Genomic DNA, 17,366 nt, shown 5'->3' with positions numbered 1-17,366 from the left:
GAGCACTTAAACCTTTGGCGCGCTGTCCGCATCCGATCCGCAACGCCCGCTGGAATTCCGCATGTTCCGTCCAATGCTCCGAGTCGTGCTCATGCTCATCAGTGCCCTGCCCTTCACCGCCGTCTCTGCCAGCCAGGACCATGCCAACGACCAGACCCGCCGCCTGATCCGCCAGATCATGATGCAGCAGCGCATCCCCGGGCTGCAGGTCGCGGTGGTCAAGGACGGGCAGATCGTGCTGTCCGAGGCCTACGGCCTGGCCAACGTCGAGAACGGCGTGCTTGCTTCGCGCCACACCCGCTTCCCGCTCAACTCGGCCACCAAGGCGTTCACCGGCGTGGCCGCCGCGCAGCTGGCGCAGGAGGGGCGATTGGATCTGGACGCGCCGGCCTCGCGTTACCTGGATGATCTTCCACCAGCGTGGAGAGACGTACGCGTACACCAGCTGCTGGCGCATACCTCCGGCCTTCCGGACATCCTTGATGCGAACGGGCTGTTGGGCGCTGGCTCAGAAGCGCAGGCGTGGGCGGCCGTCACTGCGCAGCCGGTCGAAGCCGAACCCGGGCAGCGCTTCGCCTACAACCAGACCAACTACGTTCTTCTGGCACGGATCATCGCGAAGCAATCCGGCATGCCCTACGAACGTTTCCTCGCCACCGGCCAGTTCAGCAGCGCGCGCATGGCACGCACCACCTTCGGCGACAGCTACGACCTGATTCCGGATGCGGCGACGATGTACAGCCTGGCCCCGCGTGCCACCGACGCGGCCGATGCACCGCCACGCCTGTCGCATTGGTTCTACGACATACCGCCTTCGCTGTGGGCCGGTGGCGGCATCCTCACCACCGCCGACGACACCGCGCGCTGGCTGGCCGCGCTGACCGAAGGCCGCCTGCTGCCGGAGGCGGCCCTGCGGCGGATGTGGAGCGCAGAGCGCTTGGCGGATGGCCGTGCCGGCCCGTGGGCGGAGGGCTGGCCGGTACTGCGCGCATCGCCCGACCTGCAGGTGGCAGGTATCGGCGGTGCGCGTGCGGCGTTCGTGGTCTATCCCGAGCGCGGCGTGGCGGTGGTGGTGCTGACCAACCTGGTCGGTGCCAATCCGCAGCAGTTCATTCCACGCATTGCCGATCTCTATGCGCCTGCGCTGACCGTGCCCTGAGGCTGCCGGCCAGCGGCCGGCAGCCCCGTCTCACCCACGTGGACCGCCCATCACCGGCAGGATCACCCCGCTGATGTAACTGGCACAGGCCGGAGAGGCCAGGAACACATAGGCGGGCGACAGTTCCTCGGGCTGTGCGGGCCGGCCCATGTCGCTGTCCTTGCCGAACTGGGCGACGTCCTCGGCCTGCTTGTCGGCCGGGTTCAGCGGCGTCCACACCGGCCCCGGCGCCACGCAGTTCACCCGGATGCCACGTGGCAGCAGCTGGCTGGCCAGCGACTTGGTGAACGCATGGATCGCGCCCTTGGTGGCCGAGTAGTCGATCAGCGCCTTGCTGCCGAAGATGCCCGTTTCCGAACCGGTGTTGATGATGCTGGCGCCCTCGCCCAGATGCGGCAGCACCGCGCGCGCCATCTGGATGTAACCGCCGATGTTGGTCTGCAGGGTCTCCTGCAGGTGCGCGTCTTCCAGGTCTTCCAGCCGCTCGCAGTGCAGCTGGAACGCGGCGTTGTTGACCAGGATGTCGATGCCGCCGAACGCCTTGGCCACCTGCTTCACCGCTTTGTCGCAGAAGCGCGGATCGCGCACGTCACCGGCGATCACGATGCAACGGCCGCCTTCGCGCTCCACGTGCTGGCGGGTGATGTCCGCGTCCTCGGCCTCGTCCAGGTGCAGCACGGCCACGTCCGCGCCTTCGCGTGCGAACAGCACCGCCACCGCACGGCCAATGCCGGAGTCGCCACCGGTGACGATCGCACGCATGCCCTGCAGCTTGCCGCTGCCCGCGTAGTCGGGTGCAAGGAAGCGGGGCGCCAGCTCCAGTTCGTGCTCATGCCCGGGCTTGGCCAGCTGCTGCGCCGGCATCGCCTCCGGCTGGCGCCGTGCGCCGGCCTGGGTCGCGGTCTTCTTCGTGGCCTTGCTGGCCGCCCGGGCGTCCTTGGCCTTCTCCTGGTCCTGCAGGCGCCGCTGCCGGGCCGCGACGCGTGCTGCCCGCGGATCGCTGGCGGCCGCCTTGCGGGTCGCGGTCTTCACTACTCGCGGGCGATCGGGGTCGGCGACCGCCTTGGCCGGGGTTCTGCCTTTACGCACTTTCGGCGATGCCTTTCGGCGGGCGGGTGTCTTCTTGGTGGTGGCCATGCAGGTCTCCTCGGGAGGGAACGGGGCTGCCGGCCAGCGGCCGACACTACCGGGGGGGCGGCGCGCGCCGCACCTGCAGTCTCTCTACGCACGCTGTTGGCGGCAGTGAGCGCGCCGTGTCCACGATGTGCACGGCATTCATTCCGCCACCACGTGCGCCGTCGCACCCTGCACGCAACCACACAGGGAACGCCTCCATGAAACATGCCATCGCCACCGCCGCCGTCTGCTTTGCCCTCGCCGCCTGCAGCAGCACACCGATGGCCCAGGTGCAGCCGATCGACGGCGTGATTTCCGGCCAGTGCCACAGCGACAGGGTGCGCGGCGCGGTGGGCCTGGCCGCCTCGGACGCCACTGTGGCCCGTGCACGCGTGGACAGCGACAGCCTGCACGTGCGGGTCCTGCGCCACGACGGCCCGCGGGTGCCACCGGCCAGCGAAGGCGGCGACCGCCTGACCATCGAGAAGGGCCGCACCAACAATATCGTCGCGATCTACTGCGGCTGACGACTGCGGCTGAGCCGGCGTGCCCTGCGCAGCACGCGCAGGGTGGCCTGCTCCCACTGGCGCGGCCCGCGCAGGCCGGCCAGCTTGGCCAGTTCACCGCGCTCCCAGCCGACGAACACGCACGGGTCGATATAGGCCTTGCGGCACACCGCCGGCGTGTTGCCCAACCGGGCCGCCACCTGGCACACCACGCTGCGCTGTGCCTGCGCCAGCGCACGCTGGCTGGCCGGTTCCGGCAGCTCGGTGGCAGCAAACGCCTGCACCGCCGCGACGGTCCCGCCCCAGGTGCGGAAATCCTTGGCAGTGAAGTCCTCGCCCATCACCTCGCGCAGGTAGTCGTTCACCGCACCGGAGTCGACCGGCTGCAGCGCACCGTCGTCATCGCGGTACTGGAACAACGCCTGCCCCGGCAGCTGCTGCAGGCGCCGCACCAGCAGCCCCAGCCTGCGGTCGCCCACGGTCACCTCCTGCAGCTGCCCGGACTTGCCGCGGAAACGCATGCGCACCCGGCCGCCACGCAGCAGCTCCAGATGACGGTTACGCAGTGTGGTCAGTCCGAATGACCGGTTCTGCTGCGCATAGGTCTCATTGCCGACCCGCACCAGGGTGTCGGCCAGCAACGCGACCACCATGGCCAGCACCTTTTCCTTAGGGAAACCCGGCCGTTTCAGATCCCGCGACAACCGCCGCCGCAGCGTGGGCAAGGCCTCGCCAAAGGCGATGATGCGGTCGAACTTGCCGGCGTCGCGCTCCTTCGCCCAGTCGGGGTGGTAACGGTACTGCTTGCGCCCGCGCGCATCGCGGCCTGTGGCCTGCAGGTGGCCGTTGGCGTGGGCGCAGATCCACACCGCGGTGTAGGCCGGTGGAATCGCCAGTGCGCGGATGCGTTGCAGGGTGGTGGCGTCGCGTATCGCGTGGCCATCAGCATCGCGGTAACTGAAACCTTTTCCGGCGCGGCGCCGGCTGATGCCCGGCTGGGTGTCGTCGACATAGCGCAGGCCGGCCGCGCGCGCGGCCTGTCGTTCGGGAGTGGAGGCGGTCGGCATGCCAGTAGTGTCGCGGTCGCCGTGCCGCGATCCTGTCGATAACACAAGACAAACACGTGAGGGCCGGTTCGCCGCTATGCTCGGGTCTTCACAACCCCTTCCGGAGTCATGATGTCGTTCCCGATTCGCGCCCGTTCGCTCTCCGCCCTGCTGCTGCCGGCCGTGCTGGCCTTGACCGCCTGCCAGGCACCGGCGCTGGATGAACAGGATTCGGCCACGGCCCACGCCCAGCAGGCGGCCGAAGCCGCCAAGGCACCGGCCGACGAAGCCGGCAAGGCCATCGAGGCGCCGCCGGTCGGCACCTGCGATGCCAGCCAGGTGCAGAGCCTGGTCGGCCAGGCCTACACCGATGGGCTGGGCAAGCAGGCGCAGGAAGATGCAGGCGCCAGCCAGGTACGCGTGCTCAAGCCCAATGATGTGGCCACGATGGAGTTCCTCGGCGACCGCCTGAACATCGAAGTGGACGCCAAGGGCGCCATCAGCGGCGTGCGCTGCGGCTGAGTCCCGCCCCGCGCCGGCACTGGGTTGCCGGCGCGTTCTGTTGCACCTGCAACCGTGTATTGCGGCGTTGCAGCAACCTGTGATCTAGTCGAGGCATCCGGTGGCCTCACGATGCGCTCCAGGGAATGAGCGGGGACGAGTGTCGCCGCCAACCCTATACGCATCGAGGTAGAGATGGCCCCCCGCAACCGCCAAGGGCTTTACGACCCGCGCTCCGAGCGCGATGCCTGTGGATTTGGCATGGTCGCCCAGCTCGACGATCAACCATCGCGCCTGTTGGTTGATACCGCCATCGCCGCGCTTTCGCGCATGACCCACCGTGGCGGTGTCGCCGCCGATGGCCTGACCGGTGATGGCTGCGGCCTGCTGCTGCGCCGCCCCGATGCGTTCCTGAAACTGCTGGCCAGCGAAGCCGGCATTGCCGTCGCCACACGCTTCGCCGCCGGCCTGGTATTCCTGCCGCACGACGCCGACGCGGCGCAGGCCTGCCGCGCGCAGCTGCAGGCGCAGGTGGAAGCGGTGGGCTGCAAGATCGCTGGCTGGCGCGAGGTACCGACCGACGACAGCGTCTGCGGCCAACTGGCGCGCGACACGCTGCCCCGCATCGAGCAGGTGTTCGTCGATGCGGGGGTTGGCCAGGATGATGCCGGCTTCGCGCTGGCGTTGTTCCTGGCCCGCCGCCGCAGCGAACAGCAGCTGCGCGATCACGCCGACTTCTACGTCACCACCCTCACCCCGGATGCGATCAGCTACAAGGGCATGGTGCTGCCGGACAAGCTCAGCCGCTTCTTCCCGGACCTGCAGCGCCGCGAGCTGGCCTCCAGCGCGATCGTGTTCCACCAGCGCTTCTCGACCAACACGCTGCCGCGCTGGCCGCTCGCCCATCCGTTCCGCATGCTCGCCCACAACGGCGAGATCAACACCATCGAGGGCAATCGTCGCTGGGCGCAGGCGCGCAGCAAGGTGTGGAAGACGCCGCGCTTCGATATTGGTGAATTCGACCCGGTCATCTCCATGCACGGTTCGGATTCGCAGAGCCTGGACAACATGCTGGAGCTGATGGTCGCCGGTGGCATGGAGTTGATCCAGGCGCTGCGCATCCTGGTGCCGCCTGCCACGCAGTCGCTGGAATTCAAGGATCCGGACCTGGCGGCCTTCTACGAGTTCCACGGCCTCAACAGCGAGCCGTGGGACGGCCCGGCCGGCATCGTCGCCTGCGACAGCCGCTATGCGGTGTGTACGCTGGACCGCAACGGCCTGCGACCGGCGCGCTGGATGCTCACCGCCGACCGCCACTTCCTGGTCGCCTCCGAAGCCGGCGTGTGGGAAGTGCCGACCGAGCGCGTGGTGCGCAAGGGCAAGCTCGGCCCCGGCGAGATGATCGCGATCGACCTCAAGCGCGGCGACCTGCTCGACTCCGATGCGGTCGACCGCATCAACCGCGGCCGCGCGCCCTACAAGCAGTGGCTGCAGCAGGGCGTGACCTACCTGCAGACCGAACTGATCGACCCGTCGCTGGTGGAAGAGCCCTTCGACGAAGGCACCCTGCGCAGCTACCACAAGCTGTACCAGCTCAGCAGCGAGGAGGTGGAGCAGGTGCTGCGGCCGCTGGCCGAGACCGAGCAGGAAGCCACCGGCTCGATGGGCGACGACACGCCGATGGCGGTGCTGAGCCAGCGCAGCCGCCCGCTGTACGACTATTTCCGCCAGGCCTTCGCGCAGGTCACCAACCCGCCGATCGACCCGCTGCGCGAAGACTGCGCGATGTCGCTGTCCACCCAGCTCGGCAAGGAAACCAACATCTTCCATGCCGGCCCGGAGACGGTGAACCACGTCATCCTCAATTCGCCGGTACTGAGCCAGCGCAAGCTGCGCCAGCTGTTGAAGATGGACCAGTACGTGCAGGCCAACCGCCTGCTCGACCTTTCCTACAGCGAAGACGAAGGCCTGCGCGCCGGCATCGAACGCATCTGCAGCGAAGCGGAACAGGCCGCGCGCGATGGCATGGTGATGCTGCTGCTGTCCGACCGCTACCCGGTGGCCGGGCGGCCGATGGTGCATGCGCTGCTGGCCACCAGTGCCATCCACCACCACCTGTCTCGGCTGGGCCTGCGCTGCGACGTGAACCTCATCGTCGAGACCGGCACCGCACGTGACCCGCACCACATGGCCTGCCTGCTCGGTTTCGGTGCCACGGCGGTTTACCCGTACCTGGCCTACCAGACCCTGTTCGACCTGGGCCGTCGCGGCATCCTCAAGCTCAGCAAGGGCGGCGAGCAATCGCAGATCGGCCGCCGCTACCGCAAGGGTATCTACAAGGGCCTGTCGAAGATCATCTCGAAGATGGGCATCTGTACGGTGGCCAGCTACCGCGGCGCGCAGCTGTTCGAGATCATCGGCCTGGAACCGGAAGTGGTGGACTTGTGCTTCCCCGATACCGCCTCGCGCATCGGCGGCGCCGGCTTTGCCCGCCTGGATGCCGACGCGCGCGAACTGTGCGCGCAGGCCTGGGACGCGCAGCAGGGCGTGGATGTCGGCGGCCTGCTGAAGTACGTGCACGGCGGCGAATACCACATGTACAACCCGGACGTGGTGACCACCCTGCAGCGCGCGGCGCGCAGCGGTGACCCGCGTGCGTGGCAGCAGTACTGCGATGCGGTGCATGCGCGCCCGCCATCGGCGCTGCGTGACCTGCTGGAGCTGGTGCCGGCGGCCGCGCCCGTGCCGCTGGACGAGGTCGCTCCAGCCAGTACCCTGTTCCCGCGCTTCGATACTGCGGCGATCAGCCTGGGCGCACTGTCGCCGGAAGCACATGAAGCATTGGCCATTGCCATGAACCGCCTCGGTGGCCGCAGCAATTCCGGCGAAGGCGGTGAGGATCCCGCCCGCTATGGCACCGCAAAGCGCAGCAAGATCAAGCAGGTGGCCTCCGGCCGCTTCGGTGTCACCGCCGAGTACCTGGTCAACGCCGAGGTGCTGCAGATCAAGGTCGCGCAGGGCGCCAAGCCCGGCGAAGGCGGCCAGCTGCCCGGCCACAAGGTCAACGAGCTGATCGCCCGCCTGCGCTACGCGCGCCCGGGCATCGGCCTGATCTCGCCGCCGCCGCACCACGACATCTATTCGATCGAAGACCTGGCCCAGCTGATCTACGACCTCAAGCAGGTCAACCCGACCGCGCTGGTGTCGGTAAAGCTGGTCAGCCATGCCGGCGTTGGCACGATTGCCGCCGGCGTGGTCAAGGCCGGCGCGGACCTGATCACCATTTCCGGCCATGACGGCGGCACCGGCGCTTCGCCGGTCAGCTCGATCCGCTATGCCGGCGTGCCGTGGGAGCTGGGCGTGGCCGAAGCGCACCAGGCGCTGCTGGCCAACGACCTGCGCGGGCGCACCCTGCTGCAGACCGATGGCGGCCTGAAGACCGGCCTGGATGTGGTCAAGGCCGCGCTGCTGGGGGCGGACAGCTTCGGCTTCGGCACCGCGCCGATGATCGTGCTGGGCTGCAAGTACCTGCGCATCTGCCACCTCAACAACTGCGCCACCGGCGTGGCCACCCAGGACGAGCGCCTGCGCGAGAACCACTTCACCGGCCAGCCCGAACGCGTGGAGAACTTCTTCCGGCTGCTGGCCGAGGAAGTGCGCGGCTGGCTGTCGTACCTGGGCGCGCGTTCGCTGGAAGAGATCGTCGGCCGCACCGACCTGCTGCGGCAGATCGAGGCCGCGCCGCGCGACGGCGTGCGCGTGGACCTGTCGCGGCTGCTGGCCGACAGCCGCTACGAAGGCAGCCACTGCGCCGCGCAGCGCCTGTACGAATCGCCGGACAGCCTGGCCACGCAGATGGATGGGCTGCTGGCCCCGGCCATCGAGCACAAGCGCGGCGGCGAGCACCGCTTCCTGATCCACAACACCGACCGCAGCATCGGCACCCGCCTGGCGGGCGCGGTGGCGCGCGCGCACGGCAACCAGGGCATGGCCGACACGCCGCTGGAACTGCGCTTCCGCGGCAGTGCCGGGCAGAGCTTCGGCGCCTTCAACGTCGGCGGCCTGCACCTGGAAGTGGAAGGCGAAGCCAACGACTACGTCGGCAAGGGCATGGCCGGCGGCCGGCTGGTGGTGCGTCCGCCGCGTGGCGCCCGCTTCGAGGCACGCAGCACCGCCATCATCGGCAACACCTGCCTGTATGGCGCTACCGGTGGCGAGCTGTTCGCCGCGGGCCGCGCCGGCGAGCGTTTCGCGGTGCGCAATTCGGGCGCGCTGGCGGTAGTGGAGGGTGCCGGCGACCACTGCTGCGAGTACATGACCGATGGCGTGGTACTGGTGCTGGGCAAGGTCGGGCTGAACTTCGGTGCCGGTTTCACCGGCGGCCTGGCCTACGTGCTGGACGTTGATCGCGATTTCGTCGACCGCTACAACCACGAGCTGATCGACATCCATCGCGTGTCCGCCGAGGGCTTCGAGAACTATCGCCAGCACCTGCACCGCCTGATCGGCCGCCACCGCGAGCTGACCGGCAGCATCTGGGCGCAGCAGATCCTGGACGAGTTCCGCGATTACATCGGCAAGTTCTGGCTGGTCAAACCGAAGGCCGCCAGCATCGAGTCGCTGACCGAAACCCTGCGACGCGCCGCGTGATGTTTTCCGGTAGTGCCGGCCGCTGGCCGGCAACGTTCCCCCTCGCATTACAGAGCCCGCCATGAGCCGCAAGCACGCTTTCCAGTTCCTCGACCTGCCCCGCACCATGCCGCAGCGCATTCCGGTGGAACTGCGCACCTCCGGCGACTGGGGTGAGCTGTACGGCAGGTTCGGCAAGGAAGACGCGCAGTACCAGGCCGGCCGCTGCCTGGACTGCGGCAACCCGTACTGCAGCTGGAAGTGCCCGGTGCACAACGCCATTCCGCAGTGGCTTCAGCTGGTGCAGGAGAACCGCATCCACGAGGCGGCCACGCTGTGCCACAGCACCAACCCGCTGCCGGAAGTGTGCGGCCGGGTGTGCCCGCAGGACCGGCTGTGCGAAGGCAGCTGCACGCTGGAGGAGTTCGGTGCGGTCACCATCGGCGCGGTGGAGAAGTACATCGTCGATACCGCATTGGCCAGTGGCTGGCGCCCGGATCTGGCCGCGGTGCAGCCGACCGGCCACAGCGTGGCGGTGATCGGCGCCGGTCCGGCGGGGCTGGCCTGTGCCGACCGCCTGGCTCGCGCCGGCATTGCCGCCGTGGTCTATGACCGCTACGAGCAGATCGGCGGCCTGCTGCAGTTCGGCATCCCCAGCTTCAAGCTGGACAAGGACGTGATCCGTCGCCGCCGCGACGTGCTGGAGGGCATGGGGGTGCAGTTCCGCCTCGGCGTGGAGATCGGCCGCGACATCAGCCTGCAGCAGCTGCTGGATACCCACGATGCGGTGTTCGTCGGCACCGGCGCCTACCGCTACACCGATGGCGGCCTCGACGGCCAGGACCTGAAAGGCGTGCTGCCGGCGTTGCCGTTCCTGGTGCAGAACAGCCGCATCGTCGGTGGTGATGATCCGAAGGGCCGGCCGATTGCCGGCTGGGAAGACACCATCGCCCTGCCCGATCTCAACGGCAAGCGCGTGGTGGTGCTCGGCGGTGGCGATACCGGCATGGACTGCGTGCGCAGCGCGATACGGCTGGGCGCGGCCAAGGTCACCTGCGCCTACCGCCGCGACGAAGCCAACATGCCCGGCAGCGCGCGCGAGGTCGCCAATGCACGCGAGGAAGGTGTGCGCTTCCTGTTCAACCGGCAGCCGCTGTCGATCGAAGCCGGCGCCGATGACGAAGTAATCGGCGTAACCGTGGTCGAGACCCGGTTGGGTGAGCCGGATGCGAACGGCCGCCAGAACGCGGTGCCGATCGATGGCAGCGAATCGCTGCTGGAGGCCGACGTGGTGATCATCGCCTTCGGCTTCTCGCCGACCGTTCCGGCATGGCTGGCCGAGCACGGCGTGGAAGGCCGGTCCAACGGCCGTATCGTGGCCGGAGGCAAGGATCGCCTGCCGTTCCAGACCGCGCATCCGCGCCTGTTCGCCGGTGGTGATGCGGTACGCGGTGCCGACCTGGTGGTGACCGCCGTGGCCGAGGGCCGCGATGCCGCCGCCAGCATCGTCCGGCTACTGGCCCACTGAGTCCGGCGCCAGCAGTACCGCCAGCAGCGCCCGCAGCACGTGCGGCTCCACCGGCTTGGCCAGGAAGTGGTCGATGCCAGCCGCGCGACAGGCTTCGCGGGTGCTTTCCATCACGCTGGCCGTGAGCGCGATGATGGGCACCTGCGCACGTGCCGGGCAGGCATCAGCGCGGATCGCCCGCGCCAGTGCGAAGCCGTCCATGCCCGGCATGTGGCAGTCAGTGATCACCAGCTCGAACGGCTGCGCCTGCCATGCTTCAAGCGCCGACTGCCCATCGGTACAGGCGTGGACCCGCAGCCCTAGCGCGCACAGGCGCTGCTCCAGCAGCTGCAGGTTGGTAGGATGGTCTTCAGCCACCAGTACGCACGCCGCCGGCAATGGATGCTCATCCGCTGATGCCGCCCAAGGTGCGGCCATGGGTGCCTCGCAGGCCTCCAGGTCCAGATCCATCCATACCGTGGTGCCCTGCCCAGGGGAGCTGCGCAGCTGCAGCTCCGCCCCCATCGAGGTTGCCAGCTCGCGGCAGATCGCCAGGCCCAGCCCACTGCCGCCGAAGCGCCGCGTGGTCGAGCGCTCCGCCTGGGCATAGGCGGCGAACACCGCCTGCTGTCGTTCCTCGCTGATGCCCACGCCGCTGTCGCTTACCTGCAGGCGCAGCCGCTGCCCGCGGGCATGCTGCTGCAGTACCTGCAACCGCAGTTCCACGTGGCCGTGCCGGGTGAACTTCAGTGCGTTACCGGCCAGGTTGAACAGGATCTGGCGCAGGCGCAGGCCATCGGCCAGCGATCCCGGCTGCATCTCCGGATCAAGCACCACCTGCAGGTGCAGGCCGCGGCTGGCGGCCACCGGCATCAGCAGCTGCTGCACCGCGCGCACCAGTGCCGCCAGATCGGTGGGCCGCAACTGCAGCGGTGCGCCCTGCAGGCGCTGGCTGTGCAGTACATCGTCGAGGATCTGCCGCAGCATCCGCGCCGCATCATCCACCGTGGCCAGCACCTGCTGCTGGCGTGGCTCCAGCCTGCTGCCCGCCAGCCGTTCGAGCATGCCCAGCAGCGTGCTCATCGGCGTGCGGATCTCATGGCTCATCGTGGCCAGGAAGTGCGCCTTGGCCTGTGCCACCTGCTCGGCCTCGCGGCGCGCGTCGGCCAGCGCGCGGGTACGTGACTGCACCTCGCTGACGTCGATCCAGTAGCCGCTCCACTCGACGTAGCTATCGTCGCAGGACAACGGTCGCCCATGCGAACGCACCCATCGCCAGCCCTGTGGTGAACGGGTACGGAAAGTGACATCGATCGGGCCACGCGCCAATGCGGCTGTCTCGATACAGGCCATCACCCTGCTGCGGTCCTCGGGGTGGACCGCGGCCAGCAGCCACTGGTGATCGATGCGCGCGCTCTCCACGCTGATTCCGAACAGGGACTGCACGTCGCCGGCGATCTGCGGAAAGCTGTAGTGACCGCACGCCGAACGGCGCGCCTGGTAGACCACCGCCGGCAGGTTCGCAGTCACCTCCTGCAGGCGCTGCTCCACGACTCGGCGCCGCACGCTTTCGCGATGCACCCGCCAGTAACCGTAGGCATGTACCAGCGCCAGTGCGAGCAGGATCAACGAGGCCGGCACCAGCCAGCGCAGGGGTGACGATGACGGCCAATTGCGCGGCCGGTCCGGCAGCCAGGCCGCGCGGATCTGATCGCGCTCGGGATCGGTCAGCTGCGACAGCGCCTGCTCGAAGCCGGCGATGACATCGGCGCAGGCGGGCGTGGTCGCCAGCACCAGGGCATCATCGAAACCGGCCGGCGCAGCGATCAGCAGTGCATCGCCCTGGTAGCGGCGCAACGCGGCCTCGACTTCGCCGAGGTTGGCAACCACGGCATCGATCAGGCCGGTGCCCAGCAGCGGGAGCGCATCGTCCAGCGCTGCCGGTGGCAGCAGCTGCGCACCCGTTGCCTGCTCGGCCAGCAGCCCCTGCAGCGGCATCCGGCTGGGGCTGGCTACGGTTCGCTCACGCAGATCTTCCAGGCCCAGCACCGGCGGCGTACCTTCCCGGCGGACGATCACCTGTGGCAGCTGCAGGTAGGGCGTGCTGGCCACCCACCCGGCGGGCAGCTGCGAGCGTGGCCACCCCAGCAGCGCCTGGGTGCCGGCCGGCAGCTCATCCCGGTCCACGCTGGCGGCCGGCACGGGCAGCAGCTGCAGTGGCCGTTGCCGCCCCAACAGCTCCAGGTACACCGCGCCGAGCCCCCGTGCCTCACCCTGTTCGCTGGACGACAAGGGTGCGCGGTCGGAAGGCCAGGCAATGCGCAGCGGTGTCCTGCAGCCCGTGGCGGAGGCCGTGGCAGGCAGCAGCAGGCTGGCCATGACAGCAATGGCTGCCGGGAGGCCGGCGACATTCACGGTAGGCATCCTCATCTCGCGGGCGGAAGGAACGGCCGCGCTGCGGTACCGCTGCCTGCCACGCTATCGACGTGCGGACCGACGGCAATGAAGAAAGTTGTAAAAGCATCCAGATAGGGGAATGCCGACATACACTGCCGCCTTCACCCGTAACTGCGGAGCGTTCGATGCGCATCGGCCTGGCTGCCAACCGTCTTCATCACCACGACGCGCGCGCCGCGCTGTTCCGTTGGCTGCGCAGCAGCGAGGCCGGCCTGCGCGAGCTGGGCGTGTCGCTGCATGCGGTCGGTCGCACCCATGACGCGATCGAACGACAGGGTTTCCTGGCCGGGTACGCGGGCCTGCACCGTTACCCGTACGGACGCGAGGGTGGCCTGATGAAGCTGGTCGCCGAAGTCGTCGGCATGGGTCCGGATCGGACACTGGATGGCGCGATCTACCTGATCGATCCGGTCGACCCATCCTCGGTGTTTCCAGAAGCCACGGCGCTGAAACGGCAGTGCGTGATTCACGGCAAGCCGTTCATTTCGACCGTGGCCACCGCACGCGACTGGGTCGAAGTGGAGCGCGTCCACGCCGGGCTGCCGGCAGACCGCGGCGCTGACGACCTGCATGCGTTCGAAAGCCAGACGCTGGCACTGATCGCGCATGATGCGATGAAGCCGGCGATGCTGGCCTTCGCCGATGAGCATTTCGATGTGCTGGCCCGGTTCGGCGAGCGGGTGGCGACCGGCACCACCGGCCAGCGTTTGAACGAACTGGCCTGGAGCCGGGGCTGGCCGCGTGATACGCCGTGGGTGACGCGCTACCAGAGTGGCCCGATGGGCGGTGATGCGCAGATTGCCGACCGGGTACTGGAGGGGCGTTGCCAGCGTGCGATCTTCTTCGAGGACCCGCATGTGGCGCGCCAGCATGAGGCGGATATCCAGCTGCTGGAGCGTGCGGTGACGACGGTGACCGACCAGGCAGTGTGCATTACGGCGCCGCGGGTGGCGGCGCGGTGGGCGGCGGCGGCGGCGTTGCGGGTGGGGTGAGGGTTTCGGCCAACGGCTGGGCCCTCGTGGCGGGTCGTTCAAATCAGAAGCCGTGCTCGGCCGGCCGGGGTGGATTGCGCAGGGGTCGCTGCAAGTACGTCCTTGTAAGCTCGGTCGCCGCTTGCTCGTGTGCGCTTTCCTGCGCACACGGCAAGACCGGGGTTGGGCGTCCTGCCCAACCCGCCCGAGGCATGCCTCGGGCCCATGCGGCTCACGCCCCTGCCCACCACGGACACTCCCTGTAGAGCCGAGCCATGCTCGGCTGCTCTTCAACGTGATGACTGAAACCCCGCGCTGCGCGCGTCAGCCGAGCGTGGGCTCGGCTCGGCTCTACAGGGTGCGGGGTGCGATCACAGCAGCTGGTGCAGCATCGCTTTGAGGCGTCGCCCTTCCAGCTGGAAGTAGTCGCGCTGCTCGCGCCAGGCGGGGAAGCGTTGTTCCACTTCGTGCCAGAACGCAGGCGAGTGATTGGGCTGGATCAGGTGGCAGAGCTCGTGCACCAGCACATACTCGAACGCTTCCGGACGACCGAGCACCAGGGCCAGGTCCAGTGCCATGCTGCCGTCGGGGGCCAGCGAGCCCCATTGCGAGGACATCACCTTCAGCCGCAGGCGGCTGGGGGCGCGCGGCAGAGTGGGCAGGTACTTCGGCAGCCAGCGGCCGACGTCGGCGCGGGTCTGGGCTTCGTAGAATTCGCGCAGCAGACGGCGCAGGGTGGCGTCGCCGCCGCGGGTCGGCCACTGCACGCAGGCGCCGTGCGCGTCGATCTCCAGGCGCGCGTAGCGGCCTTCCTGCCAGCGCAGCGGCAGTAGTTCGCCGCGCAGGGGCAGCACACCGTCTTCGCCCGGCTGCAACGGTGGCGGCAGGCCCTGGCCCTGGTACTGCCGCAGCTGCAGCGCCAACCAGTCGCGGTGCTGTTCCAGGAAGCGTTCGCCCATCACCAGGCTTGCGCGCGGCGGCAGGGTCAGGCGTGCGCCGCGTTCGTCCACGCTCAGCTTGATGCGCCGCGCACGCGGATCACGCACGCGCAGGACCTCGATCTCGGCATCCTCCAGGCGCAGGCGAACGGTGTCGCGCTGTACGGTGGCGGGCGGGGTCGGGCTGATCAGGCGGCGCAGCAGACGGCTCATGCGCCCAGCATAGCGCCGCTTCGGGCCGCCGGATGACCGGCGGCCGTCGCGCTGCCTGTTCAGTCAGCCTTGCTGAGCTTGAAGGCTTCTTCCAGCAACAGGAACAGGCGGCGGATCTCGGCGCTCTGCAGGGCAAAGCGGGCGTCGAACTCGGCGCGGCGTCCGTCTTCGTCGGCATGCTCCAGCTGGTCCAGGGCGCCGTCGAGGAACTTCAGCTTGCGCACGATCAGGTCGTCGCCGATGACGAAGGACAGGTTGTCCTCGAAGATCAGCGCCAGCTTGGTCACCTGCTTGCCGGCGTCCAGGTGCTTGTCGATCTCGTCGCAGCGCAGTTCCTGGTGCTGGCACTTGACCACCGCGCCGCCTTCCACCGGGTCCTTCATCTCGCACTCTTCGCCCAGGCTCAGTCCGGTCGGCAGCGGCTCGCCGGCGATCCAGCCGGTCAGGATCGAGCGCGGCGCGACTTCGGCGTTCAGCGGCATCGCCGGGAAGCTGCCGAGCAGGCCGCGGATGTCGGACATGAAGTACTCGCCAGTCTTGCGGCTGGAGGTATCCACCGCCACATAGCCGTGCTGCAGGTCGATGAAGGCGTCGTTGCGCGAGGACTTCACGAAGGCGCGCGGCAGCAGTTCATGCAGCAGGTCATCCTTCATGCGCTTGCGCTCGCGGCCACCTGGGCGGCGGCCTTCCTTCTCCTCGATCTCCTCCAGCTTGCGCTCGAGCAGGTCGTTGACCACCGCTGCCGGCAGGATCTTGTCCTCGCCGCCCACGGTCAGCCACAGGTGTTCGGCGATGCGGTGGGAGAGCTGCTCCTTTTCCTCGCGGCCGAACGGCGAGATGAAGCCGCGCGAGTTCATTTCCAGCGCGCCAACAGGCTTGAGCACGGCGTGCGGCAGCAGGGTATCGACTTCGGAAAAATCGGTGGCGGTCGGAAAACGGAAGAACGTCAGGTTGCGAAAGAACATGGAATTCCGGATGGCAAAGAGGAAGGGCGACCGACCTTAAACGGTGGGCGTCTCGGGATCTGCGTCGGCATCGGCCGGGGAACCGGCCAGCCAGGCATGGGCATCGGGCAGCGGCGCGTCGTCGCGACGGCCCAGCGCCATGAAGTCGAACAGGGTAGTGTCGGCCAGCTGCGAGGGCCGGACGTCGCCCATGGCGCGCGCGATCTGCTCGATGCGGCCGGGATGGTCCTTTTCCCACTGCTTCAGCATCAGGCCGACCTGGCGGCGCTGCAGGTTCTCCTGGCTGCCGCACAGGTTGCAGGGAATGATCGGGAACCGGCGTGCCTGCGCGTAGTCGACGATGTCGCTTTCGCGCACGTAGGCCAACGGCCGGATCACCACGTGCCTGCCGTCATCGCTGCGCAGTTTCGGCGGCATCCCCGCCAGCTTGGCGTGGTGGAACAGGTTCATGAAGAAGGTGGCCACCATGTCGTCGCGGTGATGGCCCAGCGCGATCTTGGTGAAACCGTGGGTTTCGGCGTAGTTGTAAAGCGCGCCACGACGCAGGCGCGAGCACAGCGAGCACATGGTCTTGCCTTCCGGAATGACCCGGCTGACCACCGAATAGGTGTCCTGCTCGATGATGTGGTACGGCACGCCCAGCCCGGCCAGGTACTCCGGCAGAATGTGCTCAGGGAAGCCCGGCTGTTTCTGGTCCAGATTCACCGCCACCAGCTCGAACGGCACCGGTGCCTTCTTCTGCAGCTGCAGCAGCACGTCCAGCAGGGTGTAGCTGTCCTTGCCGCCGGACAGGCAGACCATGACCTTGTCGCCGGCCTCGATCATGCCGAAGTCGGCGATCGCCTCGCCGACCTGGCGGCGCAGGCGCTTGGCCAGCTTGTGCTGCTCGCGCTCGGCCACGCGTGGATCGCGGGCGGCGCGCGGCTGGGGATCGGGAAGGGAAATCACGGCACTCATGGGCTCCATTCTAACGGCTCGGAGCGGCCCCGGCCGGGGGTCGGTATTCCCCTCTCCCGGCGGTCATCATCGCTGTGTATGCTCGGGACCTGTGGACACCTACGACCCCGCCGAGATCGTCGAACGCCTCGCCGCCCTGCGCGCCGAGCACCGCCTGCTGGATGAACAGATCACCCGCATGGCGGCCAACGGCGAGGACGAACTGGAAGCCAAGCGCCTGAAGCGGCGCAAGCTGCAGTTGAAGGACTGCATCGCCAGGCTGGAGAGCCTGCAGATTCCCGACGAGCCGGCCTGAGCCGGGTTCAGGTGGGTGCCAACCCGGGTTGGCCTCCTGCTCCGGTACGTGCCAACCCTGGTCGGCACGACGGGAAGGTGTGCGGACCAAGGTCCACACCCACCGC

General features: G+C 68.6%; 13 protein-coding genes. 7 read left to right on the top strand and 6 right to left on the bottom strand.

Annotated elements, in window-relative coordinates; all coding sequences use genetic code 11:
• Nucleotides 1–91: 91 nt before the first annotated feature.
• A complete protein-coding gene (locus tag AC5P6A_RS16710) occupies nucleotides 92–1,159 on the top strand; it encodes a serine hydrolase (RefSeq protein ID WP_134735941.1) in 1,068 nt (355 codons plus the stop codon).
• 30 nt (nucleotides 1,160–1,189) lie between these two features.
• Here the strand turns inward: AC5P6A_RS16710 and AC5P6A_RS16705 are convergent, their stop codons facing one another.
• Nucleotides 1,190–2,296, bottom strand: a complete 1,107-nt coding sequence (locus AC5P6A_RS16705) for an SDR family oxidoreductase (RefSeq protein ID WP_346715203.1) — start codon at nucleotides 2,294–2,296, stop codon at nucleotides 1,190–1,192.
• 197 nt (nucleotides 2,297–2,493) lie between these two features.
• Between AC5P6A_RS16705 and AC5P6A_RS16700 the strand changes: the two genes are divergently transcribed.
• On the top strand, nucleotides 2,494–2,802 hold the full coding sequence (locus AC5P6A_RS16700; RefSeq protein ID WP_019661972.1) for a putative periplasmic lipoprotein: 309 nt from the start codon (nucleotides 2,494–2,496) through the stop codon (nucleotides 2,800–2,802).
• Here the strand turns inward: AC5P6A_RS16700 and AC5P6A_RS16695 are convergent.
• A complete protein-coding gene (locus AC5P6A_RS16695; protein ID WP_019661973.1) occupies nucleotides 2,790–3,848 on the bottom strand; it encodes a DNA topoisomerase IB in 1,059 nt (352 codons plus the stop codon). The genes AC5P6A_RS16700 and AC5P6A_RS16695 overlap by 13 nt on opposite strands.
• A gap of 111 nt (nucleotides 3,849–3,959) precedes the next feature.
• On the opposite strand from AC5P6A_RS16695, the gene AC5P6A_RS16690 reads away from it, so the two are divergent.
• From AC5P6A_RS16690 to AC5P6A_RS16680, 3 genes are all read left to right on the top strand, one after another.
• Nucleotides 3,960–4,349, top strand: coding sequence for an I78 family peptidase inhibitor (locus AC5P6A_RS16690; RefSeq protein ID WP_026347258.1), 390 nt, complete (start codon nucleotides 3,960–3,962; stop codon nucleotides 4,347–4,349).
• A gap of 174 nt (nucleotides 4,350–4,523) precedes the next feature.
• Nucleotides 4,524–8,978 carry a glutamate synthase large subunit gene (gltB, locus tag AC5P6A_RS16685; protein WP_346715204.1) on the top strand — a complete coding sequence of 1,485 codons (4,455 nt, stop codon included), beginning with the start codon at nucleotides 4,524–4,526 and terminating at the stop codon, nucleotides 8,976–8,978.
• A gap of 61 nt (nucleotides 8,979–9,039) precedes the next feature.
• Complete coding sequence (locus AC5P6A_RS16680) at nucleotides 9,040–10,485, top strand: FAD-dependent oxidoreductase (RefSeq protein WP_019661976.1); 1,446 nt, start codon at nucleotides 9,040–9,042, stop codon at nucleotides 10,483–10,485.
• On the opposite strand, the gene AC5P6A_RS16675 is transcribed toward AC5P6A_RS16680, so the two are convergent.
• The gene (locus AC5P6A_RS16675; RefSeq protein WP_346715218.1) at nucleotides 10,471–12,879 is read right to left on the bottom strand and encodes an ATP-binding protein; all 2,409 of its coding nucleotides are present in this window, start codon (nucleotides 12,877–12,879) and stop codon (nucleotides 10,471–10,473) included. The two genes, AC5P6A_RS16680 and AC5P6A_RS16675, sit on opposite strands and share 15 nt — an antisense overlap.
• Before the next feature lie 167 nt (nucleotides 12,880–13,046).
• Between AC5P6A_RS16675 and AC5P6A_RS16670 the strand changes: the two genes are divergently transcribed.
• Nucleotides 13,047–13,913: a methylglyoxal synthase gene (locus AC5P6A_RS16670; protein ID WP_346715205.1), complete on the top strand. Its 867-nt coding sequence runs from the start codon at nucleotides 13,047–13,049 to the stop codon at nucleotides 13,911–13,913.
• Nucleotides 13,914–14,263: 350 nt separating this feature from the next.
• Here AC5P6A_RS16670 and AC5P6A_RS16665 read toward each other — a convergent pair whose 3' ends face one another.
• Genes AC5P6A_RS16665 through ttcA form a run of 3 tightly spaced genes read right to left on the bottom strand, consistent with a single transcriptional unit; the run spans nucleotide 14,264 to nucleotide 16,965 of the window.
• Nucleotides 14,264–15,043 carry a M48 family metallopeptidase gene (locus AC5P6A_RS16665; protein WP_155028750.1) on the bottom strand — a complete coding sequence of 260 codons (780 nt, stop codon included), beginning with the start codon at nucleotides 15,041–15,043 and terminating at the stop codon, nucleotides 14,264–14,266.
• 59 nt (nucleotides 15,044–15,102) lie between these two features.
• Nucleotides 15,103–16,008, bottom strand: a complete 906-nt coding sequence (locus AC5P6A_RS16660) for a recombination-associated protein RdgC (RefSeq protein ID WP_021202267.1) — start codon at nucleotides 16,006–16,008, stop codon at nucleotides 15,103–15,105.
• Between the two features lie 36 nt (nucleotides 16,009–16,044).
• Nucleotides 16,045–16,965: a tRNA 2-thiocytidine(32) synthetase TtcA gene (gene ttcA / locus AC5P6A_RS16655; protein WP_171953210.1), complete on the bottom strand. Its 921-nt coding sequence runs from the start codon at nucleotides 16,963–16,965 to the stop codon at nucleotides 16,045–16,047.
• A 91-nt stretch (nucleotides 16,966–17,056) separates the two neighbouring features.
• Between ttcA and AC5P6A_RS16650 the strand changes: the two genes are divergently transcribed.
• Entirely contained in the window at nucleotides 17,057–17,260 is a 204-nt protein-coding gene (locus tag AC5P6A_RS16650) for a YdcH family protein (RefSeq protein WP_005407501.1), read from the top strand.
• The last annotated feature ends 106 nt before the right edge of the window (nucleotides 17,261–17,366 follow it).

This window comes from Stenotrophomonas sp. YJH_SMC_20, from assembly GCF_059367845.1.
The sequence above is the reverse complement of the archived record's forward strand: the minus strand, read 5'-3'. Positions and strand labels throughout refer to the sequence as shown.